The following is a 22,151-nucleotide window of genomic DNA, read 5'->3' as shown; positions in this document are numbered from 1 at the left end:
TGTGCTGATCGCGCCCAATCTGGAATCGGGCAACATGCTGGCCAAGGAACTGACCTTCGTCGCCCATGCCGAGGCGGCGGGGCTGGTGGTGGGCGCGCTGGCGCCGGTGATTCTGACCAGCCGAGCCGACAACGACCGCGCCCGGTTGGCCTCCTGCGCGCTGGCGAAGCTCTATGATTACTGGCGGCGCAACGGCCGCGCCTTTACCGGCGCGCAAGACAAGGCGCTCGCCGCGGAGTAAAGACGACGCTCCCCGCAGGAGTAACGCATGACGGATATCATCCTCACCATCAACGCCGGCTCCTCCTCGGTAAAATTTTCGGTGTTCGAGATCGTCGAGGGACGCCTGATCCCGCTGGCCCTCGGCCTGATCGACGGCATTGGCGCGAGGGCGACTTTCACGGCCAACAAGAGCAACGGCGAAAAGACGGAATTCACGCTCGACCGCAGCCATGGCGCAGCAGACCACAAAATCGCGCTGACGGCGGTGCTGGAATGGATGGAGAAGGAAGAAAGCGGCGCGCATGTCGTGGGCGTCGGCCATCGGGTCGTGCACGGCGGCCCGGTCTATTCCGAGCCGCTGCTGGTCGATGCCGATAATTTGCGCATTCTTCGCGGTTTCGAGCCTCTGGCGCCTCTGCACCAGCCCTATAATCTCGCCGGCATAGAAGCGGCGATGGCGGCCTTTCCCGGCGTGGCGCAAGTGGCGTGTTTCGACACCGCTTTCCACCGCCGCCACCCCTATCTTGCCGATACTTTCGCCCTGCCGCGCCACTATTACGACGAGGGCGTCCGCCGTTACGGCTTTCACGGTCTGTCCTATGAATTCATCGATCGCATCCTGCGCCATGAGGAACCGGTGCTGGCGCGTGGCAAGGTGATCGTCGCCCATCTCGGCAATGGCGCCTCGCTCTGCGCCATCAACGCCGGAAAATCGGTCGCCTCGACCATGGGTTTCACGGCGCTCGACGGCGTGCCGATGGGCACGCGCTGCGGCCAGCTCGATCCCGGCGTCGTGCTCTATCTGATGGCCGAAAAGAAGATGAGCGCGGCCGAGATCACAGATCTGCTCTACAAGAATTCGGGCCTCAAGGGCATGTCGGGCATTTCGCACGACATGCGCGTGCTGGAGGCCTCGAACGAACCATCCGCCAGGGACGCCATCGCTTATTTCGTCCGGCGCGTGCGCCGCGAGATCGGCGGCCTCTGCGCGATGCTCGGCGGCCTCGACTGTATCGTGCTCACCGGCGGCATCGGCGAGAATGCAGTGAATATCCGCCAGTCGATCCTGCAGGATATGGAATGGATCGGCATCCAGATCGACGCCAAAGCCAACGCCAATCGCGAGCGGATCATATCGCAGAAGGGTTCGCCGGTGGTCGCGCTGGTCCTCAAGACCGACGAAGAGCGCATGATCGCCGCCCACACGGCGGAGCTTCTCGCCCTCAAGCAGCCGCTCGTTCCCGCTGTTTCCTGAACGGCGCGACCTCCCAGGGATCGACCGCGGGCTTGCCTGACGCGTGATGGTCCCGGAACTCTCACGCGAGCGTATCGAAACGACCAAGGTTGGCGAACCAGCAAGTTCGCCTGCCTTGCGCCGCAACAACAAGGCGCAAGACAAGCCGCCTTCAGTCGGTTATGTCCTCGCTACGGATGGACGAACGGGGATTCTTCGGTGACGGACGCTCAAACTGCGGAAACGGCGCAACAACCCGCCGGGCCGGATGCGCAGGACGAGGCCCGCAAGAAGCGCGCGGGCCGGATCTTGCCGGCCGGGCTGGCCATTATCGCGACCATGGCGCTTGGCGGCCTCTATCTTTGGTACTCCGGACGCAATATCGAAAGCACCGACGACGCCTTTACCGATGGACGGGCCGTGATCGTCGCGCCGCAGGTGGGCGGCGCGGTGGTTTCGCTCGATGTCGCCGACAACCAATTCGTCCGCAAGGGCGACGTGCTGATCCGCATCGATCCGCGCCAATATCAAAACGACCGCGAACTCGCTGGGGGCGCGCTGGCGACCGCCGAAGCCCAGCAGGCCGGGCAGGCCTATGGGCTCGAAGTGGCGCGCAAGAATTTCCCGGCCGTGCTCGCCCAGGCCAGGGCGCAGGCCGCCGCCGCCAAGGCGACGCTCGACAAGGCGCAGGCCGATTACGACCGCCAGAAATCCTTGAGCCGGCAGGCGACGTCGCAGCAGGATGTCGATGCGGCCAAGGCGGCGCTGCAACTGGCGCAGGCGCAGGCGGCGCTGGCCGAGGCCCAGGTGGCGCAGAATTCGCCCGTACCGCAGCGCATCGGCGAGGTCGAAAAAATGGTCGGGCAATTGCAGGGCCAGGTCGAACAGGCGCGAGCGCGGCTGGCCCAGGCGGACCTCAATCTGGATTGGACGGTCGTGCGCGCGCCGCAGGACGGCTGGGTCACCAAGCGCAATGTCGAACTGGGCAATATTGTCGCGCCGGGCCAGCAGATTCTCAGTCTCGTCGGACCCGAGCGCTGGGTGACCGCCAATTTCAAGGAAAGCCAGCTCGACCGGATGCGGCCCGGCCAGAAGGTCAAAATCGAGATCGACGCTTACCCTTCAGCGAAGCTGGAGGGCCATGTCGACAGTATCCAGCAGGGTTCGGGCTCGAAATTCACCGCCTTCCCGCCCGAAAACGCCACCGGCAATTTCGTCAAGGTGGTGCAGCGCGTGCCGGTCAAGATCGCCATCGACAGCGGCATCGATCCGCAACGCCCGCTTCCGCTCGGGCTTTCGGTCGTGCCGACGGTGGCGCTCAAATGAGCGACGCGGCGGTCGCAGGGCCGCTCCCGGCTCCATCAGGGGCTCCCTTCACGGCTCCCCTGGCGGCGTGGAAGCCGGCGGGCAATCCCTGGCTGATCGCGATCGCCGTGACCCTCGCGACCTTCATGGAAGTGCTCGACACCACCATCGTCAATGTCGCCCTGCCGCATATCGCCGGGACATTGTCGGTCAGCGCCGACGAGGCGACCTGGGCGCTCACCAGCTATCTCGTGGCCAATGGCATCGTCTTGACCATTTCCGGCTGGCTCGGCGACCTGCTTGGCAGAAAGCGCTATTTTCTGATCTGCATCGCCATGTTCACTTTTTGTTCGTTTCTGTGCGGCTCGGCTACGAGCCTGAGCCAGCTCATCGTCTTCCGGCTGGCGCAGGGGTTTTTCGGCGGCGGCATGCAGCCCAACCAGCAGTCGATCATCCTCGACACGTTTCCGCCCGCGCGGCGCGGCGCGGCTTTCGGCGTCGCCGCCATGGCCACCATCGTCGCGCCGGTGCTCGGTCCGACGCTCGGCGGCTACATCACCGATCAGGCGTCGTGGCGCTGGATTTTCTGGCTCAACATCCCCGTCGGCATCATCGCGGTGTTTCTGGTGTCGGCGCTGGTCGAGGACCCGCCCTGGGTCAAGAACCGCCGGAGCCGGGGCGTCGATTTCATCGGCCTGTCGCTGATCACCGTCGGCCTCGGCTGCCTCGAAATCATGGTCGATCGCGGCCAGGACGCCGACTGGTTCAGCTCCGGCTTCATCAAGCTGATGGCGGTGCTGGCCTTTCTCGGCATCGTCGGCGCGATCATGTGGCTGCTCGTGGCGCGCAAGCCGATTGTTCGTCTCGACGTGTTCAAGGATCGCAATTTCGCCACCGGCTGTGTGATGATCTCCGCCACTGGCGCCATTCTCTATGCCAGCGCCGTGATGATTCCGCAAATGACGCAGCAGAACCTCAATTACGACGCCACCTGGGCCGGACTGATCCTGTCGCCGGGCGGGTTGATGGTGATTTTGCTGATTCCCTTCGTCGCGCGGGCGCTTAAATTGATGGCGGCGCGCTATCTGATCGCCGCCGGCTTCACCATCATGGGCTTTGCCTTGATCTATTCGAGCCATCTGGCGCCGAATATCGATTTCGGCACTCTGGTCTTCATGCGCATGTTGCAGACTGCTGCGCTGGCCTTCCTGTTCGTGCCGATCAGCACCGTCGCCTATATGACCTTGCCGCGCGACCTCAATGGCGACGCGGTGGCGCTGTTTGCGATGTTTCGCAATGTGTTCGGCTCGGTCGGCATCGCGCTCTCGACCGCCGCCGTGACCCAGCGCGCGCAGGCGCACCAGAATTTCCTGACCGAACGGGCCAATCCGCTCAACCAGCCCTATCAGGAACTGGTTACGACCTACCAGCAATCGCTGATCGCCATGGGACATACGGCGGAAGCGGCGAAAAACATGGCGCTGGGCCGGATCTATCAAATGATTCGCACCCAGGCGGCGATCATGGCCTATAGCGACGTCTTCATCTATTGCGCGATCGTGGCTTTCGCGGTGGTTCCCTTCACTTTTCTGATGACCTCGAAAAAATCATCGGGCGGACCGGGGGGTGCGCATTGACGGCGGGATTTTGCGCGATGCCGGAAATTTCGCGATTCCTTCGCTGGCGCGGCTGTCTCGTGGCGGTGATGCTGTTGTCGGGCTGCACCGTCGGACCGGATTTCGCGCCGCCCGACCCCGGCCTGCCGACGAAAAGCTTCGCCGCCCCGGACGCCGGAGGGCGGCTGAGCGCGCCGCCGGACCCCGCCTGGTGGGCGCTGTTCCATGACCGGACGCTGACGGAACTCGAAAACCAGGTCGCAAGCGCCAATCTCGACGTGCGCGCGGCGACCGTCAGGCTCGCCGAAAGCCGGTTCCAGCGCGGCGTCGTGGGCGCGGCGCAATGGCCGGGTCTCAACGCCGACGCCAAGGCGCCGACCGAACTCTACAGCCAGAATGGCATCTTGAGCCTGCTGGCGCCCTTGTCGCCGACCGGCGTGGTCAAGATTCCCGCGATCACCGACAATAATATCGGCTTCGACGCCTCCTGGGAGCTCGACCTGTGGGGCCATGTCCGCCGGCAGGTCGAGGCCGCCGACGCCCAGACCGGCATTGCGGCGGAACAGCGCCGCGACGCCTTGGTCTCGGCGCTCGCAGAAGTCGCGCGCGACTATATCCAGCTGCGCGGCGTGCAGGTGCAGATCGGTATCGCCAAAGACAATATGAAAATCGCCGAGGGTGTTTTGCGCCTCGCCGAGGAACGCCGCGCCAAGGGCTTGCAGAGCGCGCTCGACAGCGAGAACGCCGCCGCCGAAATCGAATCCGTGCGCGCGCAATTGCCGGCGCTCCAGCAGCAGGAATCGGAACTCATCAACGCCCTCGGCTTCCTGCTCGACCAGCCGCCGGGCGCCTTGCGGGCGAAGCTCGGCGCGCCCCGGGCCAATCCCCTGTCGCCGCCCGCCATTCCGGTCGGCGTGCCGTCGGAACTGGCGCGCCGGCGCCCCGACATTCGCGCGGCGGAAGCGCAATTGCATCAGGCGACGGCGGATATCGGCGTCGCCGTCGCCGCCTTCTATCCGACGGTGCAGCTCAATGGCGTGGTCGGACTGGACGCGCTCAACCTGACCAACCTGTGGAAGGGCAATTCGCTGCAATATGCCGTCGGCCCGAGCATCAGCCTGCCGATCTTCAACGCCGGGCGGCTGCAAAACACCGTGGAATTGCGCGAGGCCCAGCAGATCGAGGCGGCGCTCGCCTATCGCAAGACGGTGTTGCGCGCCTGGCATGAAGTGGTCAACGCCCTGGTCGCGCACCGGCTCGAACAGGGACGCCGCGCACGGCTGGCGGCGCAATATGGACACGCCCGCCAGGCTCTCGACATCGCCCGCTCGCGCTACCGCGATGGCGTCACCGAGTTCCTCAACGTGCTTTACGCGCAGCGCACGTCGCTGCAGGCCGAACAGCAACTGGCGCAAAGCACGACTAATGCGGCGCTCGATTCGGTGCAATTGTTCAAGGCGCTCGGCGGCGGCTGGGAGAATGTGTTTCCAATTGGCGAAACATCGGTGGCGGTGGAATTGCCGCGATAGCCGCAATCGCAGGGCTTCCCTGCTTCCCTTGCGCATGGCTGTCGGGGTAAACGAGAACGGTTGTCGTTTCTGGTATTTTTATAACCCGCAAGGGTCATGGCCGGCCATCGCCCGTCGAGAGACGGGCGCACACGCCGTGCCGCGAGCAGGGATCAGAAAAATCGGGCGCTCCGGCGCCGCGTGGATGGCCGGGACCGGCTCGGCCAGCAGGACTTCGGATAAAAATGATCGGGACAGCTTCCCGATTTCGTCGCCTGATCAACTTTACCGGCGCGCGGCCAGTGAAAATCAGACGCGCGCTTTGCACAACTTTCCCCGTATTGGCGATCAGCCCGCAAAACCAGAACCTTGCTTCGCCTCGCGCCGCGCGGTAACACAGGCGTCGACGAGGAACGGCGATGACGAAGGCGCAAGAAGAACAGCCCGCCGAGGAAAAATTACGGCTGATCGCGCTCGACAGCGACGACCTCGCCGTATTGTCCGCGCATCTGCAGGACGCCATCCTGCGCGTCGGCGACATGGTCTATCTGCCGAGGGAAAAGCGTTTCGTGCTGGCGCTGAACCGTTTCGACTGGCTCGCATTCGACTGCGGCCGCGCCCCCCACCGGGCGCAGACCGGGTTGCATTTCGAGAACGTGCGCAAGGTGGCGCTGCATGGGTTTCGCCAGGATCGCCCGAACGATATCTTGAACCTCCTCGACATCGAATTCATTCCCGGCGAGACGCCGTCGGGCTCGGTGGCGCTGGTGTTTTCGGGCGGCTGCGCCCTGTTGCTCGAGGTCGAATGTCTCGAAGCGCGCATGGCCGATCTCGGCCCGCGCCGGCGCGTGCGCCGCGCGCCGGGTCACGCAACCGCAGGCTCCGGCGAAGCTTGACAAAGGTCGCCATTGCGTTTTCAAGCGCAGTCGATGGCGGTTCGGGTGAAGGCCCGAAGGGCCGCGTGAGCGAATAAGCTTCGAACAAGACGGGAGCCCAGATCCGATCCAACCGGATCGCAACCGGCTTTCAGCGCCTTCAGCTCGTTTCCAAGGTTTTTCCGGAGAATTTTCGATGCCTTTCCGGCTCGACGCCGCCGACGCCCGTTTCGACGAAAACTTCGAAAAACTCCTGCATATGAAGCGGGAGACGGCGGAAGACGTCGATATCGTCGTGCGCGACATTATCGCCGGGGTCATTGCGCGCGGCGACGCGGCGCTGATCGAATATTCGCGCCGTTTCGACCGGATCGAACTGACGCCGGCGACCCTGCGCATCGCGCCCGAGGAAATCGACGAGGCCTTCGCCGCCTGCCCGAAAGACCAGATCGAGGCGTTGAAGCTGGCGCGCGACCGCATTGTCGCCTTCCATGAACGGCAGAAGCCGGAAAACCTGCGCTTCACCGATTCCGCCGGGGTGGAACTCGGCTGGCGCTGGAGCGCGGTCGAGTCGGTCGGCCTTTATGTGCCGGGGGGCACCGCGTCCTATCCGTCCTCGGTGCTGATGAACGCCATTCCGGCGAAAGTGGCGGGCGTCGAGCGGCTGGCGATGGTGGCCCCCGCGCCCGACGGAAAATTGTCGCCGCTGGTGCTCGCGGCGGCCAAACTCGCCGGGGTCGATGAAGTGTTCCGCATCGGCGGCGCGCAGGCGGTGGCGGCTCTGGCCTATGGGACGGCCAGCATCAGGCCGGTGTCGAAAATCGTCGGTCCCGGCAACGCCTTCGTCGCGGCGGCCAAGCGCCGGGTGTTCGGGCAGGTCGGGATCGACATGATCGCCGGCCCGTCGGAAGTGCTGATCCTTGCCGACAACACCGCCAATCCCGAGTGGATCGCCATCGACCTGCTCGCCCAGGCCGAACACGACGCGGCGGCGCAGTCGATCCTGATCACCGACGACAAGGGGCTTGCCGACGCGGTCGAGGCGGCGGTGGCCGAGCGCCTGAAAGCCCTGCCGCGCCGCAAAATTGCCGAAAAAAGCTGGAATGAACAGGGTGCGATCGTCGTGGTCGATCATCTCGACCGGGCGGTCCCGCTCGCCGACCGAATCGCCGCCGAACATCTCGAAATCATCGCCGCCGACGCCGAGGGTCTGGCTTTGAAAGTGCGCAACGCCGGAGCGATCTTCATCGGCGCCTGGACGCCCGAAGCCATCGGCGATTATGTCGGCGGCTCCAACCATGTGCTGCCGACGGCGCGCTCGGCGCGCTTTTCCTCCGGCCTCAATGTGCTGGACTTCATGAAGCGCACGTCGATCCTGAAATGCTCGCCCGAAAGCCTGCGCGTCATCGGCCCGGCGGCGGTCACGCTCGGCAAGGCCGAAAGGCTCGACGCCCATGCGCTTTCCGTGTCGTTGCGGCTCGGCGGGGCGTGAGGATGGATCAACTGGACGGCCTGCCGCGCAACCGATTGATCAACGTCACCTTCGACGAAGAGTCGATCGAGCGCGGCAATGCCGATCAGGAACATGAGCGCGCCATCGCGGTCTACGATCTGATCGAGGAAAACGAATTCTCGCTGCCCGACCACGAGGGCGGACCCTATTGCCTGCGGATCGGAATGCACGATTCGAAGCTGGCGCTGCATGTTCTCGACGAAGCCGGCGCGCCGATCGTCGTCCATATCCTGTCGATGACGCCGTTTCGGCGGATTTTCAAGGATTATTTCCTGATGTGCGAAAGCTATTACGCGGCGATTCGCACCGCCAGCCCTTCGCAGATCGAAGCGCTCGACATGGGTCGGCGCGGCCTGCACAACGATGGCGCGCAATTGCTCGGGGAAAGATTGCGCGGCAAGATCGATTTCGATTTCGACACCGCGCGGCGACTTTTCACCCTCGTCACCGCCTTGCACTGGAAGGGCTGAGCGAAAATGGCCTCCGGTTCGCTCCCTCGCGCGGTGCTTTACGCCTGCACGCAAAACAGCATCCGCTCGCCGATGGCGGCGGCGCTGACCCGCTTCCTGTTCGGCAAGTCGATGGAGGTCGCCTCGGTCGGTTCGCGCGCTGGCGAGCCGGACGGTTTCGCCATGGCGGTGATGCAGGAAGCGGGTATCGATCTTTCGCGTCATGTGCCGAAAATCTTCGAGGATCTGGATAATTTCGACTTCGACCTGATCGTCGCCCTGTCGCCCGAGGCCCATCGCCGGGCGCTGGAAATTTTCCGCGACCGGCGGATCCCGGTCGAATTCTGGCCGACCCCCGACGCCACCGACGTCGATGGCGCGCGCGAACAGAAGCTCGAAGCCTATCGCGCCGTGCGCGACGGCCTGCTCCAGCGCATCGAACTGAGATTCGACGTGCGCCCCTTGGGGGCGGGTTGAATTTTCCGCCGCGCGGCGTTTCGGCGCATTTTTGGGGCGCGGCAGGGCGCCGTGCGGTTTTTGCGGGCCTTTTGCACGCAAGAGCTGGCGGCTTTCGACCCGGCTCCGGAAGCGCCCTGGAACGGGCTGCACGAAAACGGAACGACGACCTTGCGGCTTATCCCGGGGTCCTTGCGGGCATAGAATTCTTGCGGCTGTGGACGGCCAAGGAGGCCAATCTCAGGGCGCTCCGCCTCTGCTTGCGCACGAACCGCGCGAGATTTGCATTCTGGCGCAGGCGACAGGTTTCGGGATCGTCGACCGGGGCCGCGAGATCGCGACGCACGAGGCGCGGGCGTGGCGGGAAAAATCGGGCGATAAGAGGCTGTCAGCGCCTGCGGCATGTTACCGTAATTTTGATGGGCGCGCCCTTAATACCATCGGCCTTTGCTTCCGGCTCGTCGAAAGCCATAGCCCTTCCGCAAGAACGGGCGTCTATCGACGCCCTACCGGCGCCGCTCCAGTCGGAGCGGATACCATCGGTCCTTTTCGAGGGCCGATGGCACAACTCCATAAGGGGCGGCCAAGCAGCAGGACTTCTCTTCATTGGCGAGAGCCTGAATGATTTTCGGATCAAGAACCGTTCTCGAAAGGCAGCCGCCATATGCGGTTTCACCCGGCCCCATTCAGGCATCCCAATCGGTGACGATCAGCCCCGGCACGCGCTCGAATTCGCGCCGATTGGTTGTGACCAGCGCCGCGCCTCTCCGACGGGCCTGCGCGGCGATCAGGACATCATAGGGACCGATCGGCGTTCCTTTTCCGTCGAGATAAGCGCGGATGTCCCCGGCCTCCGTTGCGTCCTCGGCGTCGAAGCGCAGAATCTCGAAGCGATCGGCGAGAAAGGCGTCAAGCACGCGGCCTGAAGCTTCACGCCGCTCGCTCTTGGCGACGCCATAGCGAAGTTCGAACAGAACAATGGCAGGGATCAAAAGCGTGGCGCCGGCGACAAGTTCGGCCTGAAGCCTTCCGTCGATGAGCGGACGTCGCCTGTTGAGTGCGAATACGACAATATTGGTGTCCAGACAAAACATTGAGGGCTTCAATAGATGAGGATTTCAGTCGAGTGCAATTGAATCGTCTGGCCCGATTGGCTGATCTTCGGGCAAGCCATCGGGCAGAAAATCTCGCGCCCCCAGCGCGTCCAGGTTCGCGCGCCAGGATTTCACGTCGAACGGCGGCTTTTCCATCGGTTCTAAAATGACCTTGTCGCCGACCCTGCTGACGCGAACTTCCGTGCCTTCGAACCGAAAATCTTTCGGCAGGCGCACGGCCTGACTCCGGCCATGCATGAATATTTTGGCCGTTGGCTTCTTGTCATTCGGCTTGTCAGCGTTCGCTTTCACCGCGCGCCTCCCGAATATTGATATCTATCTATAATAGATATCACGTCGTGCGGATGATCGTCAATTCGTCAACTTGCGCTGAGGCGTCCGACATTCCAACGGCGTCGTTCAAACGGACGTTCATTGCCTGTTGATCGAAATTTCGATCCCTGTTTCGCGCATTTTATTCCCTGCTCCGGCTTCCAGGGAAATCCTTTCGTAAGTCATTGAATTTGAGGCGAAAGCGCTGCGTGGCAGGCCCGTGCTCCGGCCGAAATGCCAAATTTCCCTGTTCTTTTACCTGTTAGCAGGGAATTTCCACCCCGGACCGGTTCGACCGGCACTGCGGCGTCAGCCAACCCATTCGCGCAAATTAAGACTTTTGGCCGCCGGGCCGCAAACCCTCATCATTCGAAACTTTCAACTGACGTCGAAAACGCGCCAAGGCGTCGATGGCGATCTTTGCCGAACAGGATCGCGGCGCCGTCGGCGCCTGTCTGTTTCGCCGGCCCTGGTTGCGGTGGAAAAGAAACGAATCTCAACGCTCTGCGGTGGCGTTCGCCGGAAGAAAGGAAACGTCCACCCGCAGCCCGACGGGGAGCTTCACCTCGGGGTCGAGATCGATCAGGACCTGCAATATTTTCATGTCGGTCTTTTCCGACGGGCGGCCGGTGCCGACCCGTTTGGCGCCGAGCCTTTGCGCGATGCGCGCCACCGTTCCGCCGAAACGCCTGCCCGGAAAAGCGTCGGCCGTCACCGCGACGCTTTGGCCGACCCGGATATGGCCTATGTCGGTTTCATCGACTTCGGCGCGCACCCTCAGCCGGCTCAGGTCGCCGACAATGGCGATCGGCGTCGGGTCGATATTGGTCACCGCTTCGCCGGCGTTGCGCTGGCGGCGCAGGATGACGCCATCGATGGGGGAACGGATGATGGTCTTGTCGAGCAGCGCCGCAGCGAGGTCGGTTTCCGCCTGCAAACGCGCGACGGCGGCGCGGGCCATGGCCAGGTCTTCCTGCCGCGTTCCGGCCACTATCAACGCCAGCCTTTCGGCCACGGCCGCGCGGCGCATTTTCAGCCCGCGCAGGGTTGCGGTGGACTGGTCCAGCGCCGCCTGCGTGGCGGCGCCGCTTTTCACGAGGGGTTGTTTGCGGGCGTAATCGAGATTCGCCATGTTCAGGTCGGCCTCGACCTGCGCAAGAATGTCTTCCGCCTCGCGCCTTTCCTCCGGCCGCGCGCCATTGATCGCCTTTTCGAGCTGGGCCTGCGCTTCGGCAAGCTGCGCGCGCGCCGAGGCGAGCCGCGCCGTCTGTTCGCGGTTATCGACAATGGCGATGGGCTGGTTGGCGCGGACGGCGTCGTTCTCCTCCACCCCCATTTGGGCGATGACGCCGATGACCTGCGAGGCGATTTCGCGCTCCTCGCCATAGGGCTCCACCAGTCCGGGCGAGGCGGCCACGGCGGCGCGCGGCGACGGGGCGGCGGCGGTCTGGGCGGCCGGCGCTGGCCCGCCCGGACGCGGCAATATCGCGCCCGCGGCGCCGGCCAGGGCGCAAACGGCGAGAACCAGCCATGTGCGGGAAATCATGTCGGGGCTCCGGCGAAAACGGGCGGTTGCGCGTCATTGTCGGACGCAGGCGCGATCTGGCCGTCCTCGATATGGACGATGCGGTCGGCGAGCGGCAGAATGCGCGGATCGTGGGTGACGATGACCACGGCGCGTCCCTGGTCATGGGCGAGGCGGGCGAACAGCGCCATCGCCTTGCGTCCGGTGTCCGCGTCGAGCGCGGCGGTCGGTTCGTCGGCCAGCAGGAATTGCGGGTCGCCGGCGAGCGCCCGGGCGATGGCGATGCGCTGCTTCTGGCCGCCGCTCAATTGCGCGGGAAAGGCGTCGAGCTTGTCGGCGAGGCCGACTGTGCGCAACAACTCGCGGGCGCGGACGCGGCCTTCGGCGAGGTTCGCGCGCATCAGGTCGAAGGCGACCAGCACGTTTTCCGTCGCGCTCAGCACGGGAAACAGATTATAGCTTTGCAGGATGAAGCCGAAATGCTTGAGGCGAAGGGCGCTCAGCTCTTCCTCGCCGAGATGCTCGATGGCCTTGCCGTTGAGACGGACGCTGCCGGACGTCGGGCGCAACAGGCCGCCGAGAATATGCAGCAAGGTGGTCTTGCCGCTGCCCGAAGGGCCCATCAGCAATAGAATTTCGCCGCGCCGCACATCGAGATCGACCTCGCGCAGGGCGGTGAAGGCCGTCTCGCCGGAGCCGAAGACATGGCTGACGTTGCGGATGCTGAGGGCCGGCGCGCTCATCGGAAAACCTCCGCCGGATTGATCGACGTCACTTTCTTCAGCGAAATCAGCGAGGCGAGGACGCACATGACCTCGATCACAAGGCCGATGCCGAGGACGAGCGACAAGGGAATTTCCGGCGTGGCGCTGCTTTCGCGCCCCGCCCACGCCATGAGCAGGGCCGCCGACATGCCAAAAACGTAGCCGATGGCGCCGCCGATCAGCGCCTGCTGGATGACGATGCTGTAGAGATAGAATCGGCTTCCGCCCATGGCGCGCAGGGTGGCGTATTCGGGCAGACGGTCCATGGTGCTGGCGTAAAGCGTCTGCGCGGCGATGACCACGCCGACGAACATCGCCAGCAGCGAGGACGAGACGATGGAGACGCCCGCGCCGGTGGAAAAAAGCCAATAGGCGCGGCTTTGACCCGAAAAGTCCGCGCTGGTCAGCACGTCTACGTCGGGCATGCGGGCGGCGAGTTTCCGGCGCGTCTCCTCGCGCGAAAAGCCGTCGGCGACGCGGATCGGCACGTAAGTGATGGTTTTGCCGCCGTGGACGAGATTTGTGGCCAGCGATCGCGCCTTGCGCAGCGACATGAACACATAGGGCGACTGGGTGAAGGTGCGGATGCCGGAGGTGAAGCCGACGACGCGCACGCGGCGGTCGTTGATCTCGAAGGTTTCGCCGACCCGGCTCACGCCGAGTTTTGCCGCATAAAGCCGGTCAACGATGACGCCGTCGGGCGATAGCAGCGCGTCATGGACATTGACGCCGTCGAGCACGTCCCACGGCCTGCCCATGGTCGCGTCCGGCTCCACGCCGATCAGGATCACCGTCTCGAGGACGCCGTCCGGCTTCTTCCAGTAGCCGAAGCCGAGCAGATAGGGCTCGGCGCTGGCGACACCCATGGTCGAGAGCGCCTGGAAACGGCGTCGCTCCTCGAGCGGCGTGGCCAGATCGACGGTCTTCACCCCATGAGCGGCGATCCAAAGATCGGCCCCGGACCGGTCGACCACGGCCGAGATCGTCTGCATGAAATTCACCAGCATGCCGAGCTGGATTCCCATCAGCAGAGTGGCGAAGGCGATGCCGACAATCGTGACGCCGAAGCGCACGCGGTCATGAACGAGATTTCGCCATGCGATGAGTCCGGTCATGCGCGCGCGCCAGACGCACGCCGGAGCGGCGCGGCCCGGCGTGCGTTCGAGGCTTTGCGAATCCGACAGCGACAAGTCGAACTCCTTTGCGGCCGGTTTCGCCAGGCCGGGACGGGGCTTGAGTTGCCTCGGCCAAATATTGTATACGCTGTATACGCTCCACTGTTTACACCGTCAACGGGCGCTCGGGATATTTGGTTTGGCTCCTCTGCCGCAGACCCAGAAAGGCGCCGCCGCGCCGCAGCGCGACGCGGCGACCGGCCTGAAAAGCCGCCTGACGGCGGCCGCGCGCAAAATGCTGGAGAGCGATGGTCTCGCGGGCCTGAGCCTGCGCGCCGCCGCGCGCGCCAGCGGCGTGTCGCATATGGCGCCTTATCGGCATTTCGCCAGCAAGGACGAGCTGCTGGCGGCGATCGCCGAACAGGGCTTTCTCGATCTGACGCAAGCTCTCGACGAAGCCGTTCCGGCGGAGGGCGAAACGCCGCCTGTCTCCACGGGCGTCGCCTATGTCCTGTTCGCGCTGGCCAATCCCTCATTATACCGGCTGATGTTCAGTGCGCAATTGCAGCCCTGCGACCGTTTTCCCGGGCTGATCGCCGCCGGGGAGGCGGCTTTCGCGCGCTGCGTCGCCGTGGCGCGCGCGGAGGGTTTCGCCTGCCCGGATGACGCTGAAGCGGCGGCGCCGCCGCCGGTCGCCGCCGGCATGTGGTCGCTTGTGCATGGCCTCGCCAGTCTGGCCATTGACGCGCTCATTCGTCTGCCGGACGACGACGCCGCCCGTCGCGCCTTCATCGCGCGCGTGCTGACGTCGAGCATGGCGCCGCCCGGGATTTCCGGAACCTCCCCTTGAGGACGAGCGCCGCCGTCCTCGCTCGCCTGGCCCGTTTCGTCCGCGTCGGGTTGCGGCGGCGGGCGGTCGCTGCCTCTTTGGTTTCGACGCATGCGCGGCGGAGGTTCGAGATTTCGCCGCCAGCCTCCAGTCGGTCACCCGGAATCGCGCCGCCGAGACTTTGGCGGAGCCAAGGGCATGAGCCGCTCAGCTCGACCCGGGATGCGTTTTTCACTTGACAGGAAGGGCTAATTTGCGCGCTTGACCGGCGAATGGGATTATCGACGAATGGGTGGGAGAACGCAGATGCAGGACACTGAAAAGGCGGCGGGGGCAAGCGTCACCGCGGCCAAGACCGAGAGTTTGTCGGAACGCGTTGTGAGCGAACTGAAAAAATTCGCTCTCATCACCGCTTACCTCTGGGTGCTTTTCGTTCTTTTCTCGACCTACAAGCGCTTGCTTTTGCATGAAAACGGCATCAGCGTCTGGAACCACAGCTTCGCCATCGTAAACGCGCTGGTTTTCGGCAAGGTAATCTTGATATTCCAGGCGTTCGATTTGGGAAAAAGGCTGAAAAACCAGCCTCTCGTCTGGATCGTGCTTGGCAAGTCGCTGCTTTTCGCCATCATTTTGATCTTGTTTCATATTGCGGAAGAAGCGATCCGGGCCTGGTTCCAGCATCTCCCGTTATCGACGTCGGTCGCGGATTTCGGCGGCGGGATCTGGCCCGGACTACTGACCTACGCCGCGATCTTCTTCGTCATGCTGATTCCGCTTTTCGCCTTTCAGGAGGTTGCGGGCGTGGTCGGCCGCGACGCCCTGTGGAATCTGGTTTTCACCGGCGGCGGGAAATCGTTCCGGCTGGTTCGGGAGTGAGTTTTAATCCTGCGGGAGATCCGGTTTGGGGCCCGGCGATGGCCCGCCGGACTCACTGAAAACCAAAGTCCATCTCGACAACGAGGCGCGTGCGCCGATCGGCCAGCGCCGGGGTGGTCGCGTTTTGCCGATTATGCGGGTTGGCGGGCCGCGCCGCTCAGCCGCGCGATCTGCCGATCGCGCCGATCGACCATCCAACGCCCAGGGCGATCAGCACCGCCGTCAATGGATGTCGATCGATGCTCGCTTCGAACTCCGCGCTTGCCCCCCGCAGGCTGCTCCGTGCCTCGCCGGCCGCTTGCGAGACCTTGCTTTTGGCGTCCCCCATGGCGCCGGTCAGGTGAACGCCGGCCGCCTGGGTCTGAGCTTCGACGAGGCCGCGCATGGCGTCGGCCAGATGCGCGATGTCGCGCCGCAACGCGTTCAGATCCGCGCCAATGTCCGCTCTGGCGCCTGCAATATTGTCGCTCATATCGTTCTCCTGTGAAAAGGGTCGCCATTTTTGGCAGGCGCGCAAGCCGCCCTGTCGGCGCGCGCCGGGCTGGACGAGATTCGAACCGCCGACGAACGACAAAGCCAGCAGGACAAGTTTCCGGCCAAAGGCGCTGGCGGCGACGAAAAGCCCGACGCGGGGCCGGCGGCGGCGACAACTGTCAAGGCCGCCGCCCCTGCCTCGCGAAAGGGGTTCAGATCGCGTATTTGAACGCGGGAAGCGCCTTCAACGAGTCCTTGCCGGCGCTGATCCGGTCCGAAAGCCGGCTGCCTTTTGCTTTGAACAGCCTGACGGCGCCAGGGCCGTAGTTTTCTTGGAATTTAAGACTTCGAAGCTTCTTCCAGCACGTCCCTGGCGCCGCCGACGGCGTTCTGAATCTTGCCTTCGGCTTTCTTGTTCTTGCCTTCGACGACAAGCTTGGCGTCGCCAAGGGTCTTGCCGGCGGCTTCCTCGATGGCGCCCGCAGCCTGTTTGGCGGCGCCGGCGATACGATCCTTGTTCATGTCGATTGCTCCTGTTTGTCGATGTTTGCGCAAGAAAAAATGCGTCTGGCCCGCGACTGGATTTTCGTCGGCGACGCACCCCTGTCGTAACGCCATCTAAATCGAGCGGCGCGCTGCGGGGCAGAATCGGAATGTACTCACGGCGAAAAAGCCGCCTTGAGACGTTCATTTGCTCCCGCCCGTGTTAGGCGTACAAGCTGCGGCGGACGCGCCGGGGCCATTCGTGCCGCGCCGACCGCAAGCCAAGGGGAAACATCGAAAATGCGCGCACAGCACAGGGAACGGCACCGGACGGCAAATATCGGCTGGCTGCGCGCGGCGGTGCTGGGCGCCAACGACGGCCTGCTTTCGACCGCCAGTCTGGTGCTGGGCGTTGCGGCAGCGCATGGAACGCATGACGCTATTCTGGTCGCCGGCGTCGCGGGCCTCGTCGCCGGGTCGATGTCGATGGCGGCCGGAGAATATGTGTCGGTCAATTCGCAGGCCGACGCCGAAAATGCCGACATCGAACGCGAGCGTCGAGAGATCGAGGCCGACAGCAAGGGCGAGCACCGCGAACTCGCGGCGATCTATGTCGAACGCGGACTTGATCCGGACCTCGCCAAGGCCGTCGCCGAACAATTGATGGCGCATGACGCGGTCGGCGCCCACGCACGCGATGAGCTTGGCATCTCCGAAACGCTCAAGGCGCGGCCGATTCAGGCGGCGCTGTCTTCGGCGGCGGCCTTCGCCGCAGGAGCGGCGATGCCGCTGTTCGTCGCCGCGCTGTCGCCGGACGTCTGGACGATTGGCCTCGTGACCGGCGCGTCTCTGGTCTGCCTTGCCGTGCTCGGCGCGTTGGCGGCGCGCGCGGGCGGCGCGAAAGTGGCCGCCGGGGCATTTCGCGTCACCTTCTGGGGAGCGCTGGCGATGGCGGTGACGGCCGGCGTCGGGGCCTTTTTCGGGACCGTTGTCTAACGCCCGGATGTTCAAGCGGCGCCGAAGCGCAAGGCCTGGTCGAGGTCCCTCATCAGGTCTTCGACGGTTTCCAGGCCGACCGATAGCCGCACCACGTCGGGTCCGGCGCCCGCCGCCAGCCTTTGCTCGTCGGTCAATTGCCGGTGCGTCGTGCTGGCCGGATGCAGAATCAGGCTGCGGGTGTCGCCGATATTGGCGAGATGGGAAAACAGGTTCACCCGCTCGACCACTTTCAGGCCGGCCTCATAGCCGCCCTTGACGCCGAAGGTGAACACCGCTCCCGGCCCTTTCGGCAGATATTTGCGCGCCAGTTCATGCCAGGGGCTCGACCGAAGGCCGGCATAGGAAACCCAGGCGACTTTCGGGTGGTCGGCGAGAAATTGCGCCACCTTGCTGGCATTGGCGACATGGCGCTCCATGCGCAGGGCCAGGGTTTCGATTCCGGTCAGGGTCAGGAAGGCGTTCATCGGCGCGAGCGCGGGACCGAAATCGCGCAGCGCCACGGCGCGGGCCTTGGTGGTGAAGCCGAAGTCCCCAAAAGTCTCGTGAAAGCTCAAGCCGTGATAGGCCGGCTCCGGCTCGGTCATCGACGGGAATTTGCCCGACCGCGCCCAGTCGAATTTGCCCGATTCCACCACCACGCCGCCGAGCGAATTGCCGTGTCCGGCAAGAAATTTTGTCGTCGAGTGGCAGACGATGTCGGCGCCCCAGCCGATCGGCTGGCACAGATAAGGCGTCGCCAGAGTATTATCGACGACGAGTGGAATGCCCGCCTCATGGGCGACTTTGGCCACGGCTTCGAGATCGACGACGATCCCGCCCGGGTTGGCGAGGCTCTCGACAAAGATCGCCTTGGTCCTCGGCGTCAGCGCCTTGCGGAAATTGTCCGGATCGGAGGGATCGACGAAAGCGCAATGCCAGCCGAGACGTTTGAAACTCAGCCCGAATTGCGTCAGCGTGCCGCCGTAGAGATTGCGCGAGGCAAGAAAATCGTCGCCGGGCTCCAATAGCGTGAAGAAGGTCAAGAATTGCGCGGCGTGGCCGGAAGCGGCGGCGACGCCCGCGCGTCCGCCCTCCAGATTGGCGACGCGCTCCTCGAGCACCGCGACGGTCGGATTGGACAGCCGGCTGTAGACATGGCCGAAGCTGTGCAGGTTGAACAGCGAGGCGGCCTGATCGGCGTCGTCGAACACATAGGAAGCCGTCTGGAAGATCGGCGTGATGCGCGCGCCGGTGACCGGGTCGGGCGCGGCGCCGGCATGGACCGAGCGGGTCTCGAAGCCGAAGGCGGGATTTTCGCGCGGGCGCTCGTCGTCGCCGCGCTTTCTGGCTGGCGGACGGGGCGCCTGCCGGCGTTTTGCCGAGACGATTTGCGAATTGACGCCGGACCACGACAATTCGCCGCCGAGGCGTCCGAATTCGATTTTCGGACAGCGGTCCATGATTACCGTCAGTCCCGCCGCCTCGGCCTTGGCCGCCGCCGCGTCGCTGCGCACGCCGAGCTGCATCCACACCACCGGAATGCGCAGCGCGATGGCCTCGTCGACAATCGGCGCCACCGCCTCGGATTTGCGAAAAATCTGCACCATGTCCAAGGGTTCGGCAATTTCCGACAGGCTGGCGCGCACGGTTTCGCCGAGCAGAACCTGTCCCGCCGCTCCCGGATTGACCGGAATGACGCGATAGCCCTTGCCCTGAAGATATTTCATCACGAAAAAGCTGGGGCGATTCCAGTTGGTGCTGGCGCCGACCATGGCGATGGTGTTGACCGTCCGCAAGATCCGCGCGATCAGCGCGTCGGGATAGGTCCGTTGTGTCGGTATTTCGGCCATGTTCAGCGCCCGCGCCAGACCGGCTGGCGCTTGTTAAGGAAAGCGTCGATGCCTTCCCGCGCATCCTCGGCCTGGAGGTTTTTCGCCATCACCTTGCTCGCATAGGCATAGGCTTCGCCAGGCGGCAGTTCGGCCTGACGATAGAAGGCCTGCTTGCCGAGCGCCAGCGTCAGCGGCGATTTCGACGCCAGTTTGCGGGCGAATGCCAGCGCGCGTTCTTCCAGTTCGTGAGGGGGCGCGATTTCATTGATCAGGCCGAAACGCAGCGCCGTTTCGGCGTCGATCGGATCGCCTGACAGCAGCATCTGCATCGCCTGTTTGGGCGCGACATTGCGCGACAGCGCGACCATCGGCGTCGAGCAGAACAGGCCGATATTGACTCCCGGCGTGGCGAAGCGGGCGTCTTCGGTTGCGAAGGCGAGGTCGGCGCTGGCGACCAGCTGCGCCCCGGCGGCGGTGGCGACGCCGTGAACCCGCGCGATCACCGGCTTGGGCAGGCCAACGAGGGCCAGCATGACCTCGGCGCATGCGGCGAACAGAGTTTCGACATAGGCGGGGTCATAGCCGCTGGCGCGCAGTTCCTTCAGATCGTGGCCGGCGCAGAAGGCCGGGCCGGCGCCTGCGAGAATGACCACGCGAATGGTGTCGTCGGCGGCGATCCCGGCCAGCGCCGCGCCAAGCGCCCGCAACATGCCGAGCGACAGGCTGTTGCGCGTTTGCGGGCGGTTGAGGGTCAAGGTGGCGACGCCCTCGTCGTCGTCGCGCAGCACGAAGGGGGGCTCGGTCATGGATTTCGCTCCTGTTCGCGCGTCAAGGCTTCCGCAGACGCCAGTTTGATCGAAGCGTTGCGAATTGGCCAGTTGTTCGGCGGCGATGGGAGGTACTTTGCCACAACCAGGATATTCGTCCGGCGCGAACTTTCACCAGGAGGCTTCAAGCCCGAGCAGCCCGAGAATCTCGCGCCGCCTCGACACGAGGTCCGGATCGCCGCGATGACGGGGGTAGGGCTTGTCCACCCTGATATCGGCCTTCACCATGGCGGGGCGGTCGCTCAGCACGATCAGCCGCGTCGCCATCAGCAGGGCTTCCTCGATGTCGTGGGTGACCAGAAGCACGGTGAAGCCGGCGCGCCGCCAGAGATTGACGATCTCGCCCTGCATCGTCATGCGGGTCAGGGAATCGAGCTTGCCCAGCGGCTCATCGAGGATCAGCACTGCCGGATCGTTGACCAGCGCGCGGGCGAGGGCGACGCGCTGCGACATGCCGCCCGAGAGCTGATGCGGAAAAGCCTTGGCGAAATTGTCGAGGCCAACCAGGCGCAAGGTTTGATCTACCCGCCCGCGCCGGCTTTTCAACAAGCCCTGCGCTTCGAGCCCGAGCGCGACATTGTCGAACACATGGCGCCATGGAAACAGGGTCGGGTCCTGAAACACCACGACGCGCGAGGGATGCGGGCCGGCGATGGGCGCGCCGTCGGCGAAAATCTCGCCGCTCGACGGTTTTTCCAATCCGGCGACAAGGCGCAGCAAAGTGGACTTGCCGCAGCCCGAGGGGCCGAGCAAGGCGACGAATTCGCCGCGCGCCACGTGCAGGTCGATATGGTCGAGCACCGGCAACGGCGCGCCGTCGAGGTCGAAGCGGTGGCTGACATCGCGCAGCGTTATCTCGCTTCCCGGCCCGCCAGGGTCGAGCGCTGCGCGCGCCGCCCTCACCATTGCACTTCGGCCTTCTTGTACGAGAGCACGCGGTCGCGCGCCTTGAACAGCAGAGTGATCATGCTCGAACACATCACCGACATGACGATCAGCGCCGCATACATGTTGGCATAGGAGGCCCAGCCCTGCGCCCATTGCAGGTAGAAGCCGAGACCCGCCTTGACGCCCATCATTTCCGCCGTGACCAGAACGGCGAAGGAGGCGCCCAGCCCCATGAACAGGCCGACGAAGACCTGCGGCAGGGCTGCGGGGATGGCGACCTTGAACACCAGAAAGGCCGGGCTGGCTCCGAGCGTGCGCGCGACATCGTAATAGGCGGAATTGACGCTCGCCACGCCGGACCAGGTCAGCACCGCCACCGGAAAACCAGTCGTCAGGGCGATCAGGAAGATTGAGGCGCTCCAGCTCGACGGAAAGGCGAAAAAGGCGATCGGCAGCCAGGCGATCGAGGGCAGCGGGCCGATGAAGCGCATGATCGGATGCGCCCAATAGCCGAAGCCGCGAGACCATCCGAGCAGCACGCCGACGACGAACCCGGCGCAAGCGCCGAGGGAAAAGCCGAACAGCTCCAGCTTGATCGAGGCGATGACGCTTTCGACGAGCTTGGGGTAATCGTCGAGGAAGACTTCGAGAATGGCGTGCGGCGGCGGAAAGAAAGGTTGCGGCAGCAACCCGAATTTGGCCGTCGCCGCCTGCCAGAGCGAAAAGAACAGGCCGAGCGCCAAGAGCCAGGGCGTGGACCGGCGCAAGCGCGCCGCGCCGCGCTCCGAGACCGCGCCAAGTCCGGCGGCCAGGATCAGGGCGGCGCCGAACAGGATCGCGGCATGGCTGAATTCGCTTCCGCGTCCCCAATCGTTGAGATCGGGCCAATGCAGGGTGATGAAGGCGAACAGCAGCCAGCTCGACCCCGCCAGGACCGACAAGACGGAGTCCGAGA

At 64.5% G+C, this 22,151-nt stretch carries 21 protein-coding genes and 3 pseudogenes; 12 read left to right on the top strand and 12 right to left on the bottom strand.

Translation table 11 applies throughout. The annotated features are described in order from the left end of the window. From QZY01_RS07680 to QZY01_RS07640, 9 genes and pseudogenes are all read left to right on the top strand, one after another. A pseudogene (locus tag QZY01_RS07680) lies at positions 1-241 on the top strand (phosphate acyltransferase); the annotation flags it as partial. 27 nt (positions 242-268) lie between these two features. After that, on the top strand, positions 269-1,477 hold the full coding sequence (locus tag QZY01_RS07675) for an acetate/propionate family kinase (RefSeq protein ID WP_294535427.1): 1,209 nt from the start codon (positions 269-271) through the stop codon (positions 1,475-1,477). A gap of 198 nt (positions 1,478-1,675) precedes the next feature. Further along, positions 1,676-2,782: an HlyD family secretion protein gene (locus tag QZY01_RS07670; RefSeq protein ID WP_294535424.1), complete on the top strand. Its 1,107-nt coding sequence runs from the start codon at positions 1,676-1,678 to the stop codon at positions 2,780-2,782. After that, a complete protein-coding gene (locus QZY01_RS07665) occupies positions 2,779-4,398 on the top strand; it encodes a DHA2 family efflux MFS transporter permease subunit (protein WP_294535421.1) in 1,620 nt (539 codons plus the stop codon). Before QZY01_RS07670 ends, QZY01_RS07665 begins: the two co-directional genes overlap by 4 nt. 17 nt (positions 4,399-4,415) lie before the next feature. Further along, positions 4,416-5,906 (top strand): efflux transporter outer membrane subunit, encoded by a 1,491-nt coding sequence (locus QZY01_RS07660; protein WP_294535418.1) that lies wholly within the window; start codon positions 4,416-4,418, stop codon positions 5,904-5,906. 398 nt (positions 5,907-6,304) lie between these two features. Further along, positions 6,305-6,781: a DUF2948 family protein gene (locus QZY01_RS07655; RefSeq protein ID WP_294535415.1), complete on the top strand. Its 477-nt coding sequence runs from the start codon at positions 6,305-6,307 to the stop codon at positions 6,779-6,781. Positions 6,782-6,956: 175 nt separating this feature from the next. Then, the gene (hisD, locus tag QZY01_RS07650) at positions 6,957-8,252 is read left to right on the top strand and encodes a histidinol dehydrogenase (RefSeq protein ID WP_294535412.1); all 1,296 of its coding nucleotides are present in this window, start codon (positions 6,957-6,959) and stop codon (positions 8,250-8,252) included. A gap of 2 nt (positions 8,253-8,254) precedes the next feature. After that, complete coding sequence (locus QZY01_RS07645) at positions 8,255-8,743, top strand: UPF0262 family protein (protein WP_294535409.1); 489 nt, start codon at positions 8,255-8,257, stop codon at positions 8,741-8,743. 6 nt (positions 8,744-8,749) lie between these two features. Then, entirely contained in the window at positions 8,750-9,199 is a 450-nt protein-coding gene (locus tag QZY01_RS07640) for a low molecular weight phosphatase family protein (protein WP_294535406.1), read from the top strand. Positions 9,200-9,864: 665 nt separating this feature from the next. On the opposite strand, the gene QZY01_RS07635 is transcribed toward QZY01_RS07640, so the two are convergent. The 5 genes from QZY01_RS07635 to QZY01_RS07615 all read right to left on the bottom strand — a co-directional run bounded on the left by QZY01_RS07635 (position 9,865) and on the right by QZY01_RS07615 (position 14,084). After that, positions 9,865-10,272, bottom strand: a complete 408-nt coding sequence (locus QZY01_RS07635; protein WP_294535403.1) for a PIN domain-containing protein — start codon at positions 10,270-10,272, stop codon at positions 9,865-9,867. 24 nt (positions 10,273-10,296) lie between these two features. After that, positions 10,297-10,530, bottom strand: coding sequence for an AbrB/MazE/SpoVT family DNA-binding domain-containing protein (locus QZY01_RS07630; RefSeq protein ID WP_294535436.1), 234 nt, complete (start codon positions 10,528-10,530; stop codon positions 10,297-10,299). A gap of 571 nt (positions 10,531-11,101) precedes the next feature. Further along, positions 11,102-12,151, bottom strand: a complete 1,050-nt coding sequence (locus QZY01_RS07625) for an HlyD family efflux transporter periplasmic adaptor subunit (RefSeq protein ID WP_294535400.1) — start codon at positions 12,149-12,151, stop codon at positions 11,102-11,104. Continuing rightward, positions 12,148-12,873, bottom strand: a complete 726-nt coding sequence (locus QZY01_RS07620; RefSeq protein ID WP_294535397.1) for an ABC transporter ATP-binding protein — start codon at positions 12,871-12,873, stop codon at positions 12,148-12,150. Before QZY01_RS07620 ends, QZY01_RS07625 begins: the two co-directional genes overlap by 4 nt. Next, positions 12,870-14,084 (bottom strand): ABC transporter permease, encoded by a 1,215-nt coding sequence (locus QZY01_RS07615; protein ID WP_294535394.1) that lies wholly within the window; start codon positions 14,082-14,084, stop codon positions 12,870-12,872. The genes QZY01_RS07620 and QZY01_RS07615 overlap by 4 nt, the downstream gene beginning before the upstream one ends. Before the next feature lie 124 nt (positions 14,085-14,208). Here QZY01_RS07615 and QZY01_RS07610 point away from each other — a divergent pair, with 124 nt between their 5' ends. After that, positions 14,209-14,859: a TetR/AcrR family transcriptional regulator gene (locus QZY01_RS07610; protein WP_294535391.1), complete on the top strand. Its 651-nt coding sequence runs from the start codon at positions 14,209-14,211 to the stop codon at positions 14,857-14,859. A 285-nt stretch (positions 14,860-15,144) separates the two neighbouring features. Next, complete coding sequence (locus QZY01_RS07605; protein WP_294535389.1) at positions 15,145-15,714, top strand: hypothetical protein; 570 nt, start codon at positions 15,145-15,147, stop codon at positions 15,712-15,714. Positions 15,715-15,871: 157 nt separating this feature from the next. On the opposite strand, the gene QZY01_RS07600 is transcribed toward QZY01_RS07605, so the two are convergent. Next, positions 15,872-16,186, bottom strand: a complete 315-nt coding sequence (locus tag QZY01_RS07600) for a hypothetical protein (RefSeq protein ID WP_294535386.1) — start codon at positions 16,184-16,186, stop codon at positions 15,872-15,874. A 341-nt stretch (positions 16,187-16,527) separates the two neighbouring features. Next, the gene (locus tag QZY01_RS07595) at positions 16,528-16,710 is read right to left on the bottom strand and encodes a CsbD family protein (RefSeq protein WP_294535383.1); all 183 of its coding nucleotides are present in this window, start codon (positions 16,708-16,710) and stop codon (positions 16,528-16,530) included. A gap of 261 nt (positions 16,711-16,971) precedes the next feature. On the opposite strand from QZY01_RS07595, the gene QZY01_RS07590 reads away from it, so the two are divergent. Next, positions 16,972-17,667, top strand: coding sequence for a VIT family protein (locus tag QZY01_RS07590; RefSeq protein WP_294535380.1), 696 nt, complete (start codon positions 16,972-16,974; stop codon positions 17,665-17,667). 11 nt (positions 17,668-17,678) lie between these two features. Here QZY01_RS07590 and QZY01_RS07585 read toward each other — a convergent pair. From QZY01_RS07585 to QZY01_RS07565, 5 genes and pseudogenes are all read right to left on the bottom strand, one after another. Continuing rightward, positions 17,679-18,968 (bottom strand): annotated as a pseudogene (locus QZY01_RS07585) (O-acetylhomoserine aminocarboxypropyltransferase); the annotation flags it as partial. A gap of 129 nt (positions 18,969-19,097) precedes the next feature. Then, a pseudogene (locus tag QZY01_RS07580) lies at positions 19,098-19,421 on the bottom strand (CoA-binding protein); the annotation flags it as partial. A gap of 80 nt (positions 19,422-19,501) precedes the next feature. Further along, complete coding sequence (locus QZY01_RS07575; RefSeq protein ID WP_294535378.1) at positions 19,502-20,287, bottom strand: enoyl-CoA hydratase; 786 nt, start codon at positions 20,285-20,287, stop codon at positions 19,502-19,504. A gap of 132 nt (positions 20,288-20,419) precedes the next feature. Beyond that, the gene (locus QZY01_RS07570) at positions 20,420-21,214 is read right to left on the bottom strand and encodes an ABC transporter ATP-binding protein (RefSeq protein ID WP_294535375.1); all 795 of its coding nucleotides are present in this window, start codon (positions 21,212-21,214) and stop codon (positions 20,420-20,422) included. Beyond that, positions 21,208-22,137, bottom strand: coding sequence for an ABC transporter permease subunit (locus QZY01_RS07565; protein WP_294535433.1), 930 nt, complete (start codon positions 22,135-22,137; stop codon positions 21,208-21,210). Before QZY01_RS07565 ends, QZY01_RS07570 begins: the two co-directional genes overlap by 7 nt. Positions 22,138-22,151 lie beyond the last annotated feature (14 nt).

Origin of the sequence: uncultured Rhodoblastus sp. (assembly GCF_903903185.1) — a bacterium.
In the GTDB taxonomy this organism is placed as follows: Bacteria; Pseudomonadota; Alphaproteobacteria; order Rhizobiales; family Beijerinckiaceae; genus Rhodoblastus.
This window is presented reverse-complemented; position numbering and strand designations above follow the sequence as displayed.

Excerpts from the sequence above, each read along its gene's own strand:
- QZY01_RS07675 (WP_294535427.1), top strand. The coding sequence starts at position 269 with ATGACGGATATCATCCTCACCATCAACGCCGGCTCCTCCTCGGTAAAA.
- QZY01_RS07665 (WP_294535421.1), top strand. The coding sequence starts at position 2,779 with ATGAGCGACGCGGCGGTCGCAGGGCCGCTCCCGGCTCCATCAGGGGCT.
- QZY01_RS07660 (WP_294535418.1), top strand. The coding sequence starts at position 4,416 with ATGCCGGAAATTTCGCGATTCCTTCGCTGGCGCGGCTGTCTCGTGGCG.
- QZY01_RS07655 (WP_294535415.1), top strand. The coding sequence starts at position 6,305 with ATGACGAAGGCGCAAGAAGAACAGCCCGCCGAGGAAAAATTACGGCTG.
- hisD (WP_294535412.1), top strand. The coding sequence starts at position 6,957 with ATGCCTTTCCGGCTCGACGCCGCCGACGCCCGTTTCGACGAAAACTTC.
- QZY01_RS07645 (WP_294535409.1), top strand. The coding sequence starts at position 8,255 with ATGGATCAACTGGACGGCCTGCCGCGCAACCGATTGATCAACGTCACC.
- QZY01_RS07640 (WP_294535406.1), top strand. The coding sequence starts at position 8,750 with ATGGCCTCCGGTTCGCTCCCTCGCGCGGTGCTTTACGCCTGCACGCAA.
- QZY01_RS07635 (WP_294535403.1), bottom strand. The coding sequence starts at position 10,272 with ATGTTTTGTCTGGACACCAATATTGTCGTATTCGCACTCAACAGGCGA.
- QZY01_RS07630 (WP_294535436.1), bottom strand. The coding sequence starts at position 10,530 with ATGCATGGCCGGAGTCAGGCCGTGCGCCTGCCGAAAGATTTTCGGTTC.
- QZY01_RS07625 (WP_294535400.1), bottom strand. The coding sequence starts at position 12,151 with ATGATTTCCCGCACATGGCTGGTTCTCGCCGTTTGCGCCCTGGCCGGC.
- QZY01_RS07620 (WP_294535397.1), bottom strand. The coding sequence starts at position 12,873 with ATGAGCGCGCCGGCCCTCAGCATCCGCAACGTCAGCCATGTCTTCGGC.
- QZY01_RS07605 (WP_294535389.1), top strand. The coding sequence starts at position 15,145 with ATGCAGGACACTGAAAAGGCGGCGGGGGCAAGCGTCACCGCGGCCAAG.
- QZY01_RS07600 (WP_294535386.1), bottom strand. The coding sequence starts at position 16,186 with ATGAGCGACAATATTGCAGGCGCCAGAGCGGACATTGGCGCGGATCTG.
- QZY01_RS07595 (WP_294535383.1), bottom strand. The coding sequence starts at position 16,710 with ATGAACAAGGATCGTATCGCCGGCGCCGCCAAACAGGCTGCGGGCGCC.
- QZY01_RS07590 (WP_294535380.1), top strand. The coding sequence starts at position 16,972 with ATGCGCGCACAGCACAGGGAACGGCACCGGACGGCAAATATCGGCTGG.
- QZY01_RS07575 (WP_294535378.1), bottom strand. The coding sequence starts at position 20,287 with ATGACCGAGCCCCCCTTCGTGCTGCGCGACGACGACGAGGGCGTCGCC.
- QZY01_RS07570 (WP_294535375.1), bottom strand. The coding sequence starts at position 21,214 with ATGGTGAGGGCGGCGCGCGCAGCGCTCGACCCTGGCGGGCCGGGAAGC.